Here is a 17,233-nt window from a genome sequence, read left to right on the forward strand (position 1 = left end):
AAACTAAACCCGCACCCAAAGCCGACAAGTAACTTGCAGCTACAAACCGAAAAATTCGAGCGTATATCCGCAAGTCTTAATATTAAGAAATTATTAAGTTGACCACTGTATATAATGACAGACCAAAATTGTTACAATTCGGGCAAATAAAGGAGTTAGCAATATGGAAACCCATGCTAACAATTCATCAATATACAATCGCTCCATTAAAACGCATGTTATCGTGCTCATTGCTCTCATGTTGTTCTTTGCGGCATTGTTTGTTTTGCATCTGGATTACGACAGAAAATGTAGGCAATACGTCCAACTCACAACGCTAACTTACCTGTTTGATCGGGTTGAAGAGCCTTTAAAAATTGACCTGCAAAACCACTCTCGCCGTTTCCTGCTAGATTACTATTCAGAAGTCCTTTCTAAAATTAGCGTACTGGCGAGCCTTGAGGAAGATAAGTGGAATTGGGCGAGTTACGATATCGACTCGAAGATGATTCAAGTACTCGAAAAGAATTACCTCTCGTTTGAGCACTATTCCGTTGATGACCTGCGTTACCTATGGAATCAAGACCGAATTACTCTTGAAATGCCTGTGGTTGACTATGAATCCCTCAAGTTGATGATCGCCAAGATTACAACCACATTCGAATCTCGATTTTCACCTAGACAGTCATACGACATTAAGTTTGATATAGAGGCATTTGAGCCTTCTACCCTATCCTCGGTTTTTTTGATTTCCGCTTCATACGGTTCTCAACACCATTCCGAAGCGGTTGCTATCCCGATACGAATGCACCGCTTTACCATTGATGAACTCAACAACCTGCGCATGCATATTGATGGACTCTACAATTCAATTTACATTGTCGACGATATTGCCAAATCATTCGATCATAACTTCCCAAGCCTAAAATCCCTGCCGGATTCATATCAGGGTGTGCCGCCTAAAGTGGCTCATGATCTTGCCGAAAAACAGCTTTATAAAGCCTATGTTCGATGGTCGCCACCAGCTGAAGTTACGGTATTAATTATGTGTTTACTCTGTACGGCTACCTACATGCTGCTGCGAATCCCTCTTGTCGATATCAGCTCTATAAAGCCAGCGCCCTCGTGTTTTTTAAAAGCCTTTCTTATTGGAATGCTTCCATTTGGGATAACGGCCTCAGTGTCCCTTTATGCATACATGACCTTCAGCACCTTCGTTTCCTACGGGGAATGGTTTTTTATTCTGATCGCCACAACGATAGGACTTCAAGGCGTCATCTTTGCTCATAGGTTTGGCGTCTATATGTGTAGCCAATCTGTCTCTGAGGAAACCAGTACAGAGCCTGCCTGATCTAAGACGCTGCGGTAGTCTTCCTGCTGTGACTGCCGTGGTGTTTATTCGCTAACGTTTGGCTGACATACCTCTTCAAAGTGCTCCAAATCTAACTCATTTCTTCTGTACCACAACTCAATTGCTTTCAGCTGATTCGTTGTGGCTTCGATCGCACAGTGCCGCCCCGTCACAAACCAAGTCATGTTGCTTAACTTGATCCATCCTCTCTTTTCCATCTGCGCTTCTGATTGAAAACCAATCTCTATCATTAGGGCTTGATGGCATTGGTACCTACAAGCATGAAGTATCCCGTCAGGACAGAGAAAGCCATTCATTGCGATCAATCGATTGTCTATGACGTCCATGCCAAGGGGTAGCGCATTATCAAATAGTCGCATGGCTTTTGAGGGCTCTAGAATGATGGGCATCTTTACCGGCTTAACTTGATGACCACTTAAACTTTTATACATTCGACTGAACAGTTCACTACACGATACTTCTTTATCCATACCACCTCCTTACATATTTGGTCCCTCTATTAGCGAAATACTTTTCGCTAATAGAGGTATTGAGTCACAAGGAGAATACTCAAGATGGACACTGAATCTTTGATTCAAAAGCTAAAAGACGATCAAGAGAACTTTAGAAAGCTCAGCTTCATTAGCAAGGGGAAATACTGCATCCACAGTAGCGGATTTGTTGTTTCTCTCAATCAGAACGTTCCCAGAATTATCGACCCTGTATTTTCAATGCCGGAGGGCCTGAGTCTTGTGCTTTATTGCCCAGAACCCATCCGTTTTGCAGTAGCTAACCTTGTCGCCCACTGCTTTGGTCTTACCAAAACAATTCGGGAACGTGTTTACTTCAAAGATGGTGATATGAAGAACGTCAAATTAGAAAACCTCAAGACTGCGAGTGGATCAGATAATTCAGAGCAAGCGTTACTGCAGAACGACTTGAAGCTTGAAATTGACCAAATCCTAGAGCGCCATGACTCTGGACTAAAAAAGCTCGTCATAACTCAAGAGTTCATAGCGCACCTTTCAAAACTGCTAGATCTGATCAAACACAAGATAGACCGCAAACAAATCGAAATAGCCGATGTTCAGCTAATAGGGCTAGAGAATTGGTTTAAAGAATACTGGCTCGACTCGCAAGAACTTCCGTTTACGTGCTTAAAGAAAGAGTTAGACGAAAAAATCGATGCGATACCTGTGTTGTCTGCACGCGACATCATCAAGCCATCTATCTATCAATACTTTCACTTATAGGAAGGCGCAGCCATGAAAGCTTTAACATACCGGCTCGTTCAATCGTTAGTTTTATTGGCCATATCATTCACGGCCTTAGCTGTTGATGGGGCAACTTCAGAAATCACCAAACAGATGGTTTATAGAGAACTGGCAAAATTAAATGAAGGTGAAGCCAATTTCTATATCTTAGGCCAGGCATATCAGTATGGATCGTATGTCCCGAAGAACACCAAGTTGGCAATACGCTATTACCAACAAATGCCTCAGCACCAGCCATCTCTAAGCAGCCTTCTTCACTTATACAGCCAGGTCGAGACGTTTGATAATCAACAAGCTCTTGAGACCATTCGCGTACTTGAAGAGATGGGTGAAGAAGACCTTGTCAGTATCAAGCTCTATCATGAAATAATCAGTGGAAAGAGCTTATCTAACGAATACATCAGACAGGCCATATACGGGCGACCTAAAACTGACGCTTACGTACATTTAGCGTTGGCTCATTGGTTCTACGACCAGGGGCAGATTAAAAAAGCATACCAATACATAGTGACGGCCAACGGGTTAGGCCATCACTCTACGCTCAATTCGTCTGAATTATTGGCAACAATGTGGTCACCTAAATTGCTTGGACTAACGGTGTCCACTACGACTCTGACCGAGTTATTAGACGCTTTAGACCGCTCAGAAGATTTTTATCGCAACTCTACAGACACAACCCAGCTCATCCCCTACTTATCCACGTCAAATGAAATTTACGAAGGGATAATCATTGAACCTAGCTCTAGCAAGGAAGAAGTAAAGGGTATTCAATTTATCTTCTCTGGGCCACCTGCATTCAACAAAGCCTACACCTCATTGTTGAGTAAGCATGGCGCGCCCAAATGGGTAGTAAAACAGAATGTCGACTACCTTGTGTGGTACGGTTCAGGCTACCAAGTATCCTTAACCGCCCCTCTGACTGGCATTCCTTGTTCGCATCTTGAAAACTGGCGTCAGCTGCCTCGCCATCAACGTATTCATGCTAACCAAGGGCGTTGTCTTTCCCTGCCCGGCACTAAAAGCCCTACTCAATTCATTCAGTACAATTTCCCGACCAACACATCAATTAACACTGGAGATACTCATGTTGAATTTTAAGCCACTTGTACTTCTAGTTTTAGGAACCTTGCTGTCCACTAGTTGCCTTGCTGAAACAGTACTACTCACCGGCATAATTCGGTTTGCCGAAAAGATTAATTACAACGACAAAGCTCAAATGCGTTATGTGGTGGAAGTCGATGAAACAGCACACAATAGCTGGGTACGCAAATATGCCGATGTCCGAGTAGAAATGAACGACTTCGCCAATCCCTTGTTATTTCAGAAAGATGACTACCTCATTGTATCCGGTCAGCCTGATGCAACTGACGGTGATATTCTCTATTCTTCGCTCGTCCATAAAACCAACGCCATTGAAATGTCGAACGATGAATTGCTACCGATTTGGATGGCCTATTACCGTGAGCGCCTAGAGGTGGATTTACAACGGGCATTAGATCAGTTTGAGTCCACAACAATTGAGATGATATACCCAACTCAATTTACGTTTCGTCTAAGTAAAGATCACGATGCTTACACTTTTGTGGAGTACAACCGGCTTAAAGATCACCCTCTAATGCCACTGATTGAATTTCAAATGAAACGCACTATGGCAGGTATGGATACGCTGATTCCTGAAATATTTTTCGATTTTTTTAAAATTTCTATAAAAGATATGAAAGTAACGGTAGAGAGAGATAAACGAACTATTTCTTAGTTAATCAGCAAGTTAGAGTAAACCCAAGTACGTTTAATGATTTTCAGGCAGAATGACAGATTTTCGACACAATTAGGGGGTTTTCAAGGCACATTTTTCGTTCTAAGTTAATATGCACATTCACTTTTGAGGCGAAAGAATATGCTTAAACCGGCAGAGATTTTATTGAAAGAGATCGAAGAGAACGCTCGGATTGAACTGGCGAGCGATTATCTCGATGCTCTCAGCAGTTTTCATGACAACGAGTATATTTTAGAAACATTGCCAGAATTGAAATGTGTGGCCGGTGACATCATTAGCGAGCTGATTGATAAGACCGCGCCGCTTCCAATCGTAGATATTGTGGCTTTGCACTACTACCAAACATTGAACAATGCGCAGGAGTCATGTGAACGCATTTACCGTGATTTGGCCATCGAACATTACCGAAGCGGTAAGCTATATGCGTACAATAAGGTTATTGAATATGTCGATCCATATTACAAAGAGTTGCCAGATAGACTCACAGACAAGCATTACAAATTAGCGATTGAGTGGCTCCATGTTCAACCCGAACAGGTGATTTTTGATCATATGGAAGAGACTTTCAAAATGGTATTTGAGCACATGCCAACCACTCTGTTTAAGGATTTGTGGATACATGACGCTCTCTTGTTCGACAACCCGAAAGACGAATTGTTATTGCCGATATATGCCAATAAGTTATACGAAGAAGTGTTGTCTCATTTTGGCTTGAACTTGCAAGAAGACAATCAACGCGTGGTCATTGCTTGCATACAAGATCAGCATGTCGTTGACAACGCGCGACTAACAGTTCAACAACGCATGCAAGAATAATACAGTAGCCATGTCCAGTGGGCATGGCTATTTCCGTTTCACTTAACTCTACCCTCTTCTCTCGCTCCATTTACATACTGCTTGTAGTTGAAGTAGCGTCTAACGAAATAGCTTCTTACGATCGATACTCCGGTAAAAACTGCCGTAGTGAGCGCATTATCTACCAAAGTCAATTCGTGACCGATTAACGGAAACCACAGAAGCTGCACACCAAATGACAGCGCCAGTCCTACTCCTATGTTAGTTAATGCTTCAATCAGGGATTGCGTTCGAGATTGGCTCATGTTCTTCGCTCCTTTTCTTATAGTAAAAAGCGAAAACTTTTGCTGACAACCTCCATGTCGGAAGAAATATAGTTTGTCGATTCCAATAAAGATTGATCGTTTTTTTGGCAGTATCTAGCAGACGGGGAAGGTAAGCTACAACACTTTTGCCCCTTTATCAGCTAGAGCAAAGACTCCAACCAACTTTAGTCTGCAATATCTGTCAGCCCCCTAACTGCATAGCCATTCAATTTTCGGAATCTACACTTACTAAGGCCACTTCAAAAGTTAGACTGGAGGTCAATTATGTGGACAAAGAAAGGTCACCTAACTGGGTAGAAAAAGCCGTTCAAGCTTGAAGACATATGGCGAATTCGCACCAGACTGGAAATCGAAGGCAATATCATGGAACTCGCCTTGCTGAATCTCGCCATAGATTGCAAGTTACGATCATGTGATTTGCTTAGAATGAAAGTGAGAGGCATATCTTCTGGTGGTGTCATTCAAGATCGTGTGCTCTACAGCCAAAGTAAAACGGGGCGAGAAGTGCAGTTTGAGATCACTTCCCGTACGGCACAATGCGCCGAACGAAATTATGCACGGACAAAGAACATCCGTGCGGTTCAATTATTGCTCGGACACGTAAAACTCGACAATACCATTCGCTATCTTGGTGTTGAAATAGAAGATGCATTAAATATCTCTGAGAATACCGACTCTTGAACTAGGTCAGTATTTGCTATTGGCAATAGCTGAATTAGAAATTCTTTACTTAAAGTTATTTATTTACAGTGATTTATTTGTTTTTAGGCGTGTGCCAATGCCGTTTTTCTTCATTCTGTCATGCCGTATTTCTTTCTGTCATTATAAGGTTGCGTTATACTACCGACACGTATGAAAGCTAGGAGGTTCAAATGACAGCTGTTGAACGCGTTTATCAAAAGATAAAGCGCTCAAGACGTTATGTTTTTGAGCGCAAAGACTTTGATGGTTTTGCTAGCTACGACCAAATCGGTCGAGCGTTAAGGCAGTTAGTTAAGCAAGGTGAGTTAATCAAGCTTGGCTACGGTCTATACACAAAAGCAAGAATGAATAGTCTAACCGGCAGACCCATGCCCACAAACCCTGGCGGAAGCGATGCCCTGATGCGTGAAATTTTAAAGATGAAAGGCGTCGATTTTGAAATGGACAGTCTATCTTTGCAAAGCTTATCAGGAGAAAGTACCCAAATCCCATCCTCCGTTCAATACTCATGGAACCCCAAACAGTTTAATCGCAAATTGGTTGTCGGTAACCGAGTATTAAACTCGCCGAGTTAGTATGGAAAAATTAAAACAACAATTTCTTGAGGTTTCCGATGCACTTGAGCTCGGAAACCCCGCCATTATTGAAAAAGATTACTGGGTCGTCGCCTTACTTAGCGAATTAGCGAAGGTATCGCCTGTGTATCATCAAATGGTTTTTTCTGGGGGGACTGCGCTAGCCAAGTCAAACGTTAAAATCCTGAGAATGTCAGAAGATGTAGATATAAAGCTCATTCCCCATCAAGAATTTGGTGAGCTGAGTCGCGGCCAAAAGAAAGCCGCCCGTAAGACATGCATTCACGAGATTGAAATGGCGATCACTCAAACAGAGCGATTTACCGTTGAGTCGCGTCTCGTTCGTGATGAATATCGCTATGTCGAGTTTGAACTCAGATACCCGCAGCAGTTTAGCCAAGCGCCATGTCTTCGCCCCATAATTAAACTTGAGTTAATAGAGACGATCCCTCTACTGGATGTAGAACCACGGCCGATCCAATCATTGGTAGCGGAACTGTATCGACAACCACAAGAAGTAAAAGCGTTTGATTGCGTCTCTATCCACGCGACCTTAGTTGAGAAAGTGATATCAATGTTGCGCCGTACAATGTCAGTCAAGCGCAGTGCTGAGCGTAAGGATGATGTCACGCTTGTTCGCCATATTTATGATGTTTACTGTATTTTAAAGACCGAAGGCCAGAAAGAAAGCTTCGATCTGAAAGCACTTACACCCTTATTTAAAACGGTGTTGGAAGAAGATGTTAAGCGTTTTGGTAATCAGCATGCAGAATTCGTCTCCAATCCAAAACAAGAGCTACAACTTGGCCTCAAAGAGCTTGAGGAAAATGCAATATTCCGCCAACGCTTTCAGGAATTTGTCACGCCAATGGTGTTTAACACCGAAGCCCATGATTTTGATACCTGCTTTGCCTCATTTAAACGCATTGCAGCATCGCTAATTGAAAAAATTTAACGCTATTCGAGATAACTTAATGCCAAACTCTACTATCAACCAAGATCCTCTCTACCAAGAACAAGTCAACAAAGCCGTTTGGGCTGCCTGTGACACATTCCGAGGCACCGTTGATCCGTCCATTTACAAAGACTTCATCCTAACCATGCTGTTCTTGAAGTACATCTCTGACGTACACCAAGATAAATTTGATGAGCTTTCCAAGCAGTTTGATGGCAATGAGCAGATGATCACTGCGATGATGTCGAAACAGTCTTTCAAAATCCCGACTGGTTCAACATTCTGGGACTTATATGAAGCTCGCCATGAAGCGGGTAACGGCTCTCGTATCGATCAAGCCCTACACGCGATTGAAGAAGCCAATGGCACTAAGCTAAAGAACGTCTTCCAAGACATCAGCTTTAACACCGACAAGCTGGGCGATGAAAAACAGAAGAACGATATCTTGCGCCACCTACTGGAAGACTTTGGTAAAGACACGCTAAACCTGCGCCCAAGCCGCGTGGGTTCACTGGATGTGATTGGTAACGCTTACGAATACCTCATCAAACATTTCGCTGCGGGCAGCGGAAAATCTGCGGGTGAGTTCTACACTCCACCAGAAGTATCTGATCTCCTCTCCATTATCCTAGAGCCACAGCCAGGCGATAGCATCTGTGACCCGTGTACAGGCTCAGGCTCACTACTAATGAAATGTGGTAAGCAAGTACAAAAAAACTTTGCAGGCTCTAAACAGTATGCTCTGTTCGGCCAAGAAGCGATTGGTTCAACGTGGTCACTGGCAAAGATGAACATGTTCCTACACGGTGAAGATAACCACCGCATTGAGTGGGGCGATACGATCCGCAACCCTAAACTACAAGACAAAGACGGTGGTCTGCTGCACTTTGATGTGGTTACGGCGAATCCCCCGTTCAGCCTTGATAAGTGGGGCTTTGAAGATGCCGCTAACGATCACTTTGGTCGCTTCCGCCGCGGTATCCCGCCAAAGACCAAAGGTGACTATGCGTTTATCTCACACATGATTGAGACGCTTAAGCCCGTCTCTCAAGGTAAACAGGGCGGCCGCATGGGTGTGGTAGTGCCTCATGGCGTGCTATTCCGTGCATCAGCAGAGGGGAAAATCCGTAAACAACTGATTGAAGAGAATCTGCTAGATACCGTAATTGGTCTTCCTGAAAAACTGTTCTTCGGTACGGGTATTCCTGCGGCAATTTTGCTGTTCAAAAAGCAGAAAAATGATAACAAGGTGCTGTTTATTGATGCCTCTCGTGAGTTCAAATCAGGCAAGAACCAGAACCAACTGACGCCTGAGAACATTCAGAAGATTGTTGATACTTACAAGGCGCGTGAAACTACTGATAAATACTCTTACCTAGCGACACTAGAAGAGATTGCTGAGAATGACTTTAACCTGAATATTCCTCGCTATGTCGATACCTTTGAAGAAGAGGAAGAGATTGATTTGGTTGCTGTGCGCAGTGAGCGTTTGGAACTGCAAAGTGAACTGGCTGACCTAGAAGCAGAAATGGCGGGTTATCTAGAGGAGTTGGGTTATGGTAACTGATACAAAATATCCGCCAAGCGTTAAAGCAGGTAAGCCAATATTAGGTGAAACTCCCGAAGGTTGGGCAAGAGAATCATTAAAGAAACATTTGACGCTTGAACAACGAAAAGTAAAAGTTCTGGATGAGAAAGAGTACGACCTCGTGACTGTAAAACGCTCGCGAGGTGGTGTTGTTCGTCGAGAGCACCTTTACGGGAGGCAAATTTCAGTAAAAAGCCAATTTTCCTTGAAGCAAGGGGATTTTTTAATCTCAAAGCGACAAATTGTTCATGGTGCATGTGGGATCGTGCCTGCACACTTAGATGGTTCTATTGTTTCCAATGAATACTCAATTTTCACGGCTAAAGATAGTTTTGATCTGACCTACCTACGTTATTTATCAGAAACTCTTTATTTCCAACAAACATGTTTCCACTCAAGTATCGGTGTTCATATTGAAAAAATGATTTTCAAATTGGATAACTGGTTTAAGTGGGACTTCAACCTTCCACCACTCCCAGAACAACGCAAAATCGCCCAAATCCTTTCTACATGGGATCGCGGTATTGCAACCACTGAAAAGCTGATTGAAACCAGCAAGCAGCAGAAGAAAGCCCTGATGCAGCAACTTTTGACGGGTAAGAAGCGTTTGGTGAATCCTGAAACGGGTAAGGTGTTTGAGAGGGGATGGGAGCATGGCTTTCTTGGAGACCTTTGTACTTTCAAAGGTGGCTCAGCCTTTAAAGAAGTTTATCAAGGGCAACTTAGTGGTGATTATCCATTTATCAAGGTAAGTGATATGAATTTGCCTCAAAATGGTAAATTTATTTTACAAGCTAACAATTGGATAACAGATGAAGTGGCAAAAACAATAAAAGCCAAAGCTTTTAATGCTGGTTCAGTTGTCTTCGCCAAAGTAGGCGCTGCTTTGTTATTAAATCGACGGAGAATATTGGTACAACCAACAATTGTTGATAACAATATGATGGCTGCAACACCCAAGAATATTTGTTCAACAGAGTTTTTATACCAATTAATGTTAATGATTGACTTTGCTAAGTTTGTTCAAGACGGTGCTGTTCCATCCATCAATCAATCGGATCTGAGTCGTTTCAAAATTTCTTATCCGCATTTTGAAGAGCAACAAAAAATCGCCTCTGTCCTTACTGCTGCCGATAAAGAAATCGAAATACTGGAAGCCAAGCTTACTCACTTTAAACAAGAGAAAAAGGCATTGATGCAGCAGTTGTTGACGGGTAAGCGCCGCGTTTCCCTGTCATCTTAGTGCCTGTCGCCCTTATGTGAAAAAGACGGGCTGCGCTTTTCTACCCCAATCAAATAGGATAACTATGTTCATGGGGCTAGAAAAGCTAGCCGCCTAGCGACAAGCCCTAAGCTATATGGGAAATATAATAAAAGTGGATGAAGAAGTTGCAGCGTAAAGCATCTATTAACTCTCGACCAATGAGTGACGCTGTGCGCCACTCATTATTGCCGTTACCAAAATTAGGTATGACACAATGTTAGTGTTTAACTGCACCAAAGCCGCTGCGGACTTTTTCACTGTAAAGCGCAATGGCAAAAAAATCTCTCCATTGGAAGCGCCGCCGACGGACACTGTCAGTGGTTCTGAAGCTGTGAATGTGTCGAATCCCCCGACACCACCGATGAGTGCTTGGCTGGTTCATGCGGTCAACGTTCAACGCAAGAAAGTACTCATCGCCATGCACGTTGAAACTCGCTATTCCATGGTGTTTGTTGGCATTCAAAAAGGGGATTGGCTCGAATTTACTAACCAACTACTGGAACGGCTGTTTAACAACATGCAGTTCTTTGGTGAAGAGTTTGAAATGTGCGATGAAGAGAGCTTTGAAGAGATGTTCAATGAGTTCATCAAACTTCATCCTAAGCCTTACTTTTGTCAACGCGGTGATCGCAGCGTGCAAAGCCACATTAATGATGTCGCTTGGCAGTTTGAAGAGCGAGCTTATCAAATTGGTTCTCTACCTGAAGGACATGAACAGTCAGCCAGCTTTGATGAGTGGATAAACAGTTTGATTCGCTCGACCAAACAAAAGAAAGACTACTTTCACCCTGACGAAGAGATGTTCCTTGACTGGATGCAGACCTACAGCGAATTGGGCGACAATGAGGACAAACTGGTCCGCCAGTTATTTGGTTCTCTACGCCGACAAATGATGCACGCCGAAATGGTTAAGCGTGGCATTCCAGATGACAGCTATCTGGACGAGATGAATGCGGAACTCAACCAAGCAATCGACGAGTTTTACCAAGAGATTGCCCCTGACACGCAGAGCGAAGACATTCCCGATAACGTCATCGACTTCAATCAGGCTAAAAAACGTAAACTACATTAAAAAATATAGATAATTAAAACAAAACGAATCGATAATAAGGGCAACAATGTCAGGCAACTTACCTAATTTCCGTGAAGAGCAAAGTGCTAAAATCCCAGCGTTAACCATGCTCACTAACCTTGGCTATCAATTCATTCCACCGAGCGAGTGTGTGGTGAAACGTGGCAATCTCTCAACGGTCATTTTGCCTGACGTGCTGCGTGATGTGCTCAAACACAAAACCTATTCGTTTATGGGTAAAGATCGCCAGCTATCAGAGGCAGCGATGGATAAAATCATCCATGAGCTTGCCAACCCTGCCATGAACGAAGGGCTGAAAGCGGCTAACGAAAAGCTGTATAACGCTCTGACCTATGGCATTGGCGTAACCGAGTTTGTTAATGGTAAGAAAGCCAGCCCAACGATCAATATCATTGATTGGGAAACGCCTGAGAACAACCAGTTCCACTTTACTGAAGAGCTAGAAGTGGAAAATGCTCATGGAACGGGTCATCGCATTCCCGACATTGTCTGCTTTGTGAACGGTCTGCCTTGGGTGGTGATTGAAGCCAAGCGTCCTGACTCTTCTCATGAAGGCAAACCTACGGTTTCCGAGGGTATTTCACAAAACATCCGCAACCAAAAAGTCGATGAAATCCCACATCTATTTGCTTACAGCCAATTACTCATGTCGGTGAACGGAAATGAAGGTTTATACGGCACCTGCGGCACACCGAGTAAGTTTTGGGCGAAATGGAAAGAAGAACAGATCACCGATGCCACCTTTGCACGCCTGAAAAATACACCATTGACACCAGAGCAGCTCGATAAACTGTTTGCGCACCGCCCAGCCAAAGTACGTGATGAGTACTTATCGCTGATTGCTGGCGGTGATTTAATGGTGACAGACCAAGACCGCTTGTTGGTGTCGTTGCTTCGACATGACCGCCTTCTGGAAATGACCCAACTCTTCACCTTGTTCGATAAAAAAGCGGGCAAAATCGTAGCGCGTTATCAGCAAGTTTTCGGAATTAAAGCCCTGATTGAACGTGTAACCTCCTTTGACGAGAAAGGCGCACGTAACGGCGGCGTTATTTGGCACACCACGGGCTCAGGTAAGTCCTTTACCATGGTGTTCTTGTCCAAGGCCCTGATATGGATTAAGGAGCTCGCCAAGTGCCGTGTTGTTGTCGTCACTGACCGTGTTGATTTGGAAGATCAGCTTGCACGTACTTTTGCCTCTGGCGGTGCACTGTCTGAAAAAGATCGTAAAACGGCCATGGCTACAACAGGCCGCCGCTTAGCGGAGCAAATCGGCAAAGGCAACGAGCGCATCATCTTCTCTATCATCAACAAGTTTGGCACCGCGATTGAACTGCCAGAGTGTTATAACGACAGCCCAGATATGATTGTGCTGGTTGATGAAGGCCACCGCAGCCAAAACGGTGAAAACAACATTCGTATGCAGCAAGCCCTACCAAAAGCCGCTTACATTGGCTTTACGGGGACACCGCTACTGCAAGACGATAAGACCGAAAACAAGTTCGGTAAAATCATCCACTCGTACACCATGCAACAAGCAGTGGAAGACAAAACGGTAACTCCTTTGCTGTATGAAGAACGTGTACCCGAGTTAAGCACCAACGACAAAGCGCTCGATGCTTGGTTTGACCGCATCACTGATAAGCTGACCGAAAAACAGCGTACCGATTTGAAGAAGAAGTTCGCTCAGAAAGGCCAAATCTATCAAACAGAAGGTCGTATTGAGCTTATCGCTCATGATATTTCTGACCATTTCCAAAACTTCAAACGTCAAGGTTTAAAGGGCCAGCTTGCTTGTGACTCAAAAGCGTCTGCCATCCAATACAAGAAGCTTCTTGACCAAATTGGCAAGGTGACTTCGGTTGTCGCTATGTCACCGCCAGACACCCGTGAAGGGCACGATACGGTCGATGGTGAAAGCAAAGACATGGTGCAAAATTGGTGGAAGGATAATGTCGGCAACGAAGATGAAAAAGCCTACACCAAACGCATCATTGAAGAGTTCGCCAAAGACGATGGCCCAGATTTGATGATCGTGGTGGATAAACTTCTAACTGGCTTTGATGAACCAAAGAACACCGTGCTGTACATCGATAAGCCGCTGAAACAACATAACCTTATCCAAGCCATCGCTCGTGTGAACCGTCTGCATCAGAAGAAAGAGTTTGGTTACCTCATCGATTACCGTGGCATCTTAAAAGAGCTCGATGCCACCATTGCGGACTACCAAGACTTGGCCGAGCGTACCCAAGGTGGTTTTGATATCGATGACCTTAAAGGCTTGTACAGCCGCATGGACACCGAATATAAGAAGCTGCCAGGTCTTTATAGTGAACTGTGGGCAATTTTCGCTGAAGTGCCAAATAAACAAGATGGCCCTGCTCTGCGTCAGGTTCTTGCACCAAAGATTGACACTATCGATGGTCAGCTCACTGATACCAATCAGAAGAAGCGTGAAGACTTCTACGCGACGTTAACGGCTTTCTCCAACTGCCTAAAAGTGGCTCTGCAATCCGCCACCTACTTCGAAGATAAAAGCTTCGACGATAAACGCGAACTCTACAAAAAAACACTTAAGTCTATGGCTGAACTGCGCAAGCAGGTACGTGAAGATGCCGAAGAAACCATTGATTACGATGAGTATGCTGAGAGTATTCGCACCATGTTAGACAAGCACATCGGTGGCGTTGAGATCCAAGAGTCTAAAGGCGCGTATCTGGTCGGCAGTATGGGTAAAGATGTTAAGCCAGAGCAACTGAGTGATGATGAGGCGCGTAACAAAAAGGATGCGATTACAGGTCGTGTGACTAAGATGATTGAGCAAGACCTTGCTGATGACCCATACGCCCAAGAATACTTCTCAAAGCTACTTAAGCAAGCGATTCAGCAAGCAAAAGAGATGTTTGATGCGCCTGTTAAGCAATACCTCCTATTTGCTGATTTCGAAGAACAAGTGAAAGAGCGCAAAGTCGAGGGGTTACCAACCGATCGTTTCGCAGAGCTAGATCCAAAAATTAAGCGTCATGTACAAGCTTACTTTGGACTGTTCTTAAAGCATGGTTGTGAAGGTCAAGGTCTTACTGAAGATCAATGCATCAACTATGCAGTAGAGATTGACGAGAAAGTGCGCAAAGCGGTGGCAGAGTTTTCAATCAACCCATCAGAGATTGAAAACCAGATCAATCTAGAGGTGCTTCCGTTACTGTTTGCCGATTTAGGGGTCGATAAAGCGCAAGTCATTGCCGAAGAAGTGGTGCAAATCACTCGCTTAGGTTTAGCAGGTCACCATTAATGGCATCAACAGTCTCTGACGAACGTAACAAAGAGGAATACAGCTTCATCTATGGCGATGAGGCTGTGAGCTATGAGGTGCTGCGTAAGCCTATCAAACAAGGAAAGAAGCGAAGCATTACCATCAAGGTGCAACCCAACTGTGATGTCACGGTTAGTACCCCAGAAGACGCTGAGCTTGAGGACATTCACCAAGCGGTAATGAAGCGTGCCAAGTGGGTTTATGATGCGCTTAAAGAGTTCAGAGGCCACCTAGAATACGTACAACCTAAGCAGTACGTCAGCGGTGAAATGCAGTTCTACCTTGGTCGTCGTTATGTGCTGAAGGTAGTAGAAGATGGGGATGCCTTGCCAACGGTAAAAATGACACGCGGTAAGTTACTTGTCACCCTGACCAGGTTCAACGATGACAAAACTGCCATGGTTAGAGCGCTAGTAAAGAACTGGTACAAGGTTCGCGCTGAGCGGGTGTTCCATGAACGTCTATCGGAGTTACTGCCCCAAGCTAAATGGGTTGACGGCATCCCCAGCTTTCGGGTTCTGCCTATGACAAAACAATGGGGAAGCTGCTCAGCCAAAGGGAACTTAATGCTCAATCCACACCTCATCAAAGCGCCAAAAGAGTGCATTGATTATGTGATTTTACATGAGCTTTGCCACATCGCCGAGCATAACCACAGCGAGCAGTTCTGGCGTTTGCTGACCAGCGTGATGCCGAATTGGAAAGAAGTGAAGGCCCGTTTAGATGGGATGGCTGAGTTGTATTTGAATGAATAAGGACTGCTGAAATGAGATGTCCAACTTGTGAAAAGCATATTGGCTGGGACTGGCTAGAAGACGAATGCATCGAGCCAAACGAAGCCTTTGATTGTCCGCATTGCGATGAAACCCTACGTTATGAAGTAGATGAAGGCACATACCTTGGTGCGCAGCATGTAACGATTGAAGTTGTGGATGATTAGGAGATAATGACCATTATTCAATGGTGAGTATGTATTCGCCTCCAATGGCGATTTATGCGGCGGCTTTCAGTGTAGGCATGCCAGCGTTGGATATTTGCTCTAAGTGATAATTGTCCAAAAATGAGCTTAAAAGCGATCAAACATTATTGTCTCCTGACACTCCAAATGATACCCGACACGGTCAAATGACTTGTCGGTTCAAAAAGTGAAGTTACCTTTTCGTTATTAATGCGAAAGGAGAAAGTATATGCTTCCAACGAAACTTAACGAGCAGAACCTAAAGAACAAAAAGCAGGTGGCAAAGCGAATTTCACAGCTGCTCTCTATTACTGAAAATCGTTTAGAACTACCTGATGGACACTGGACGAAAATCAGTAGCTCGATCGATATAAACAGTGGATTAACGTGGGCAAATTACTTTTCAATTAGTTTTGGTGACGATTTGGGTAAACACCGTTTTTCAGGTGAAATTCGACTTTTTACAAATGGTGAATCCAGCAAGCGAGGTTGTCGAGCAAAGGGAATGCTATTTATGCGTTGGGGAAAGAATGATAACTTCTGTTCAGAAGATCTATTGTTTAATCGTGAAGAGCGATTTGCCTATGAGAAAAGTTTGTCTGCAGTTTTAAGGTCGATGACGGCCCTCACAAACAAAGTGGTAAAAGAGCATGCTGAGAGCCATGGAACTCAAAACACAATAGCGTGAATTAGTATCTGGAAAACATATTGCTCCCTAGAAAAGAGCGATTCCTGAATGAGTTTTTGTACACTCTCTGGTTTTCATCTACATCTATGCACACCAAATCACCACACTGAGTCATAGCCGCAGTGATGTGGCTTTTGACGTGAAAAGGCTTATGCGCAACATCTAGCTGAAATGAGTAAAAGAGTTTATCGCGGACCCGCGTTGTCCTTATTTTTACAACTGTTCCTTCAATACTCTTTCTCATGCATGCAGCCCCTACAAACCAAGAACCCAATAGTTGCAATTCAATCAGTGTCATAAAAGCACCTTATCTAATTTCTGTTAGTTGATTCGAAAAATAGAATGAAAGCAGCATCTTAGAGCTCGCTAAATGCAACGAAATGTTTATGAACAGAGTCTCTATGTTGACGAACTTTCCCTGAATATTGAATTTCCAACGAAATTATGTCGAATTTGTGAGCAATCTAACTAAATACTTCTTGATAAAACAATACTTAGCTTCCCTTTCTATCAAAGTGCCTCTAAAATTACCCCGAGTCGTTAAAATAGCACCAAACGCCAAAAAATACATTTCGGCATAGTTTAAGGGATAGGC

The 17,233-nt window shown here is 43.8% G+C and carries 17 protein-coding genes; 15 read left to right on the forward strand and 2 right to left on the reverse strand.

The features are described from left to right. The first annotated feature begins 163 nt into the window (after positions 1-163). Positions 164-1,330, forward strand: coding sequence for a hypothetical protein (locus LDO37_RS30110; RefSeq protein ID WP_126605934.1), 1,167 nt, complete (start codon positions 164-166; stop codon positions 1,328-1,330). Positions 1,331-1,374: 44 nt separating this feature from the next. Here LDO37_RS30110 and LDO37_RS30115 read toward each other — a convergent pair whose 3' ends face one another. Next, on the reverse strand, positions 1,375-1,821 hold the full coding sequence (locus LDO37_RS30115; protein WP_126605933.1) for a hypothetical protein: 447 nt from the start codon (positions 1,819-1,821) through the stop codon (positions 1,375-1,377). Between the two features lie 84 nt (positions 1,822-1,905). Here LDO37_RS30115 and LDO37_RS30120 point away from each other — a divergent pair, with 84 nt between their 5' ends. The 4 genes from LDO37_RS30120 (at position 1,906) to LDO37_RS30135 (ending at position 5,197) form a co-directional block, all read left to right on the forward strand. Then, positions 1,906-2,583 carry a hypothetical protein gene (locus LDO37_RS30120; RefSeq protein ID WP_126605932.1) on the forward strand — a complete coding sequence of 226 codons (678 nt, stop codon included), beginning with the start codon at positions 1,906-1,908 and terminating at the stop codon, positions 2,581-2,583. A 12-nt stretch (positions 2,584-2,595) separates the two neighbouring features. Then, positions 2,596-3,702 carry an SEL1-like repeat protein gene (locus LDO37_RS30125; protein ID WP_126605931.1) on the forward strand — a complete coding sequence of 369 codons (1,107 nt, stop codon included), beginning with the start codon at positions 2,596-2,598 and terminating at the stop codon, positions 3,700-3,702. Continuing rightward, positions 3,689-4,360, forward strand: a complete 672-nt coding sequence (locus LDO37_RS30130; RefSeq protein ID WP_126605930.1) for a hypothetical protein — start codon at positions 3,689-3,691, stop codon at positions 4,358-4,360. The genes LDO37_RS30125 and LDO37_RS30130 overlap by 14 nt, the downstream gene beginning before the upstream one ends. A gap of 141 nt (positions 4,361-4,501) precedes the next feature. Beyond that, entirely contained in the window at positions 4,502-5,197 is a 696-nt protein-coding gene (locus LDO37_RS30135; protein WP_022614864.1) for a hypothetical protein, read from the forward strand. Positions 5,198-5,235: 38 nt separating this feature from the next. Here LDO37_RS30135 and LDO37_RS30140 read toward each other — a convergent pair whose 3' ends face one another. Then, positions 5,236-5,481 carry a DUF7220 family protein gene (locus LDO37_RS30140; RefSeq protein WP_022614866.1) on the reverse strand — a complete coding sequence of 82 codons (246 nt, stop codon included), beginning with the start codon at positions 5,479-5,481 and terminating at the stop codon, positions 5,236-5,238. Positions 5,482-5,823: 342 nt separating this feature from the next. On the opposite strand from LDO37_RS30140, the gene LDO37_RS30145 reads away from it, so the two are divergent. The 10 genes from LDO37_RS30145 (at position 5,824) to LDO37_RS30190 (ending at position 16,638) form a co-directional block, all read left to right on the forward strand. Then, positions 5,824-6,183, forward strand: coding sequence for a site-specific integrase (locus LDO37_RS30145; RefSeq protein WP_224056097.1), 360 nt, complete (start codon positions 5,824-5,826; stop codon positions 6,181-6,183). Positions 6,184-6,374: 191 nt separating this feature from the next. Beyond that, the gene (locus LDO37_RS30150; protein WP_126605929.1) at positions 6,375-6,779 is read left to right on the forward strand and encodes a DUF6088 family protein; all 405 of its coding nucleotides are present in this window, start codon (positions 6,375-6,377) and stop codon (positions 6,777-6,779) included. Between the two features lies 1 nt (position 6,780). Further along, a complete protein-coding gene (locus LDO37_RS30155) occupies positions 6,781-7,734 on the forward strand; it encodes a nucleotidyl transferase AbiEii/AbiGii toxin family protein (RefSeq protein ID WP_126605928.1) in 954 nt (317 codons plus the stop codon). Between the two features lie 19 nt (positions 7,735-7,753). Further along, positions 7,754-9,301 carry a type I restriction-modification system subunit M gene (locus LDO37_RS30160; RefSeq protein WP_126605939.1) on the forward strand — a complete coding sequence of 516 codons (1,548 nt, stop codon included), beginning with the start codon at positions 7,754-7,756 and terminating at the stop codon, positions 9,299-9,301. Continuing rightward, positions 9,291-10,565: a restriction endonuclease subunit S gene (locus LDO37_RS30165; RefSeq protein ID WP_126605927.1), complete on the forward strand. Its 1,275-nt coding sequence runs from the start codon at positions 9,291-9,293 to the stop codon at positions 10,563-10,565. The genes LDO37_RS30160 and LDO37_RS30165 overlap by 11 nt, the downstream gene beginning before the upstream one ends. Positions 10,566-10,800: 235 nt before the next feature. Further along, entirely contained in the window at positions 10,801-11,658 is an 858-nt protein-coding gene (locus tag LDO37_RS30170; RefSeq protein ID WP_126605926.1) for a DUF6933 domain-containing protein, read from the forward strand. 46 nt (positions 11,659-11,704) lie between these two features. Further along, positions 11,705-14,971, forward strand: a complete 3,267-nt coding sequence (locus LDO37_RS30175) for a type I restriction endonuclease subunit R (protein WP_126605925.1) — start codon at positions 11,705-11,707, stop codon at positions 14,969-14,971. Beyond that, complete coding sequence (locus LDO37_RS30180; protein ID WP_126605924.1) at positions 14,971-15,747, forward strand: M48 family metallopeptidase; 777 nt, start codon at positions 14,971-14,973, stop codon at positions 15,745-15,747. Before LDO37_RS30175 ends, LDO37_RS30180 begins: the two co-directional genes overlap by 1 nt. A gap of 11 nt (positions 15,748-15,758) precedes the next feature. Next, positions 15,759-15,932 carry a hypothetical protein gene (locus LDO37_RS30185; RefSeq protein WP_170963342.1) on the forward strand — a complete coding sequence of 58 codons (174 nt, stop codon included), beginning with the start codon at positions 15,759-15,761 and terminating at the stop codon, positions 15,930-15,932. Positions 15,933-16,179: 247 nt separating this feature from the next. Next, complete coding sequence (locus tag LDO37_RS30190; protein WP_126605923.1) at positions 16,180-16,638, forward strand: hypothetical protein; 459 nt, start codon at positions 16,180-16,182, stop codon at positions 16,636-16,638. Positions 16,639-17,233: the final 595 nt, after the last annotated feature.

The sequence above is a fragment of the Vibrio penaeicida genome, from assembly GCF_019977755.1.
Taxonomy (GTDB): Bacteria; Pseudomonadota; Gammaproteobacteria; order Enterobacterales; family Vibrionaceae; genus Vibrio; species Vibrio penaeicida.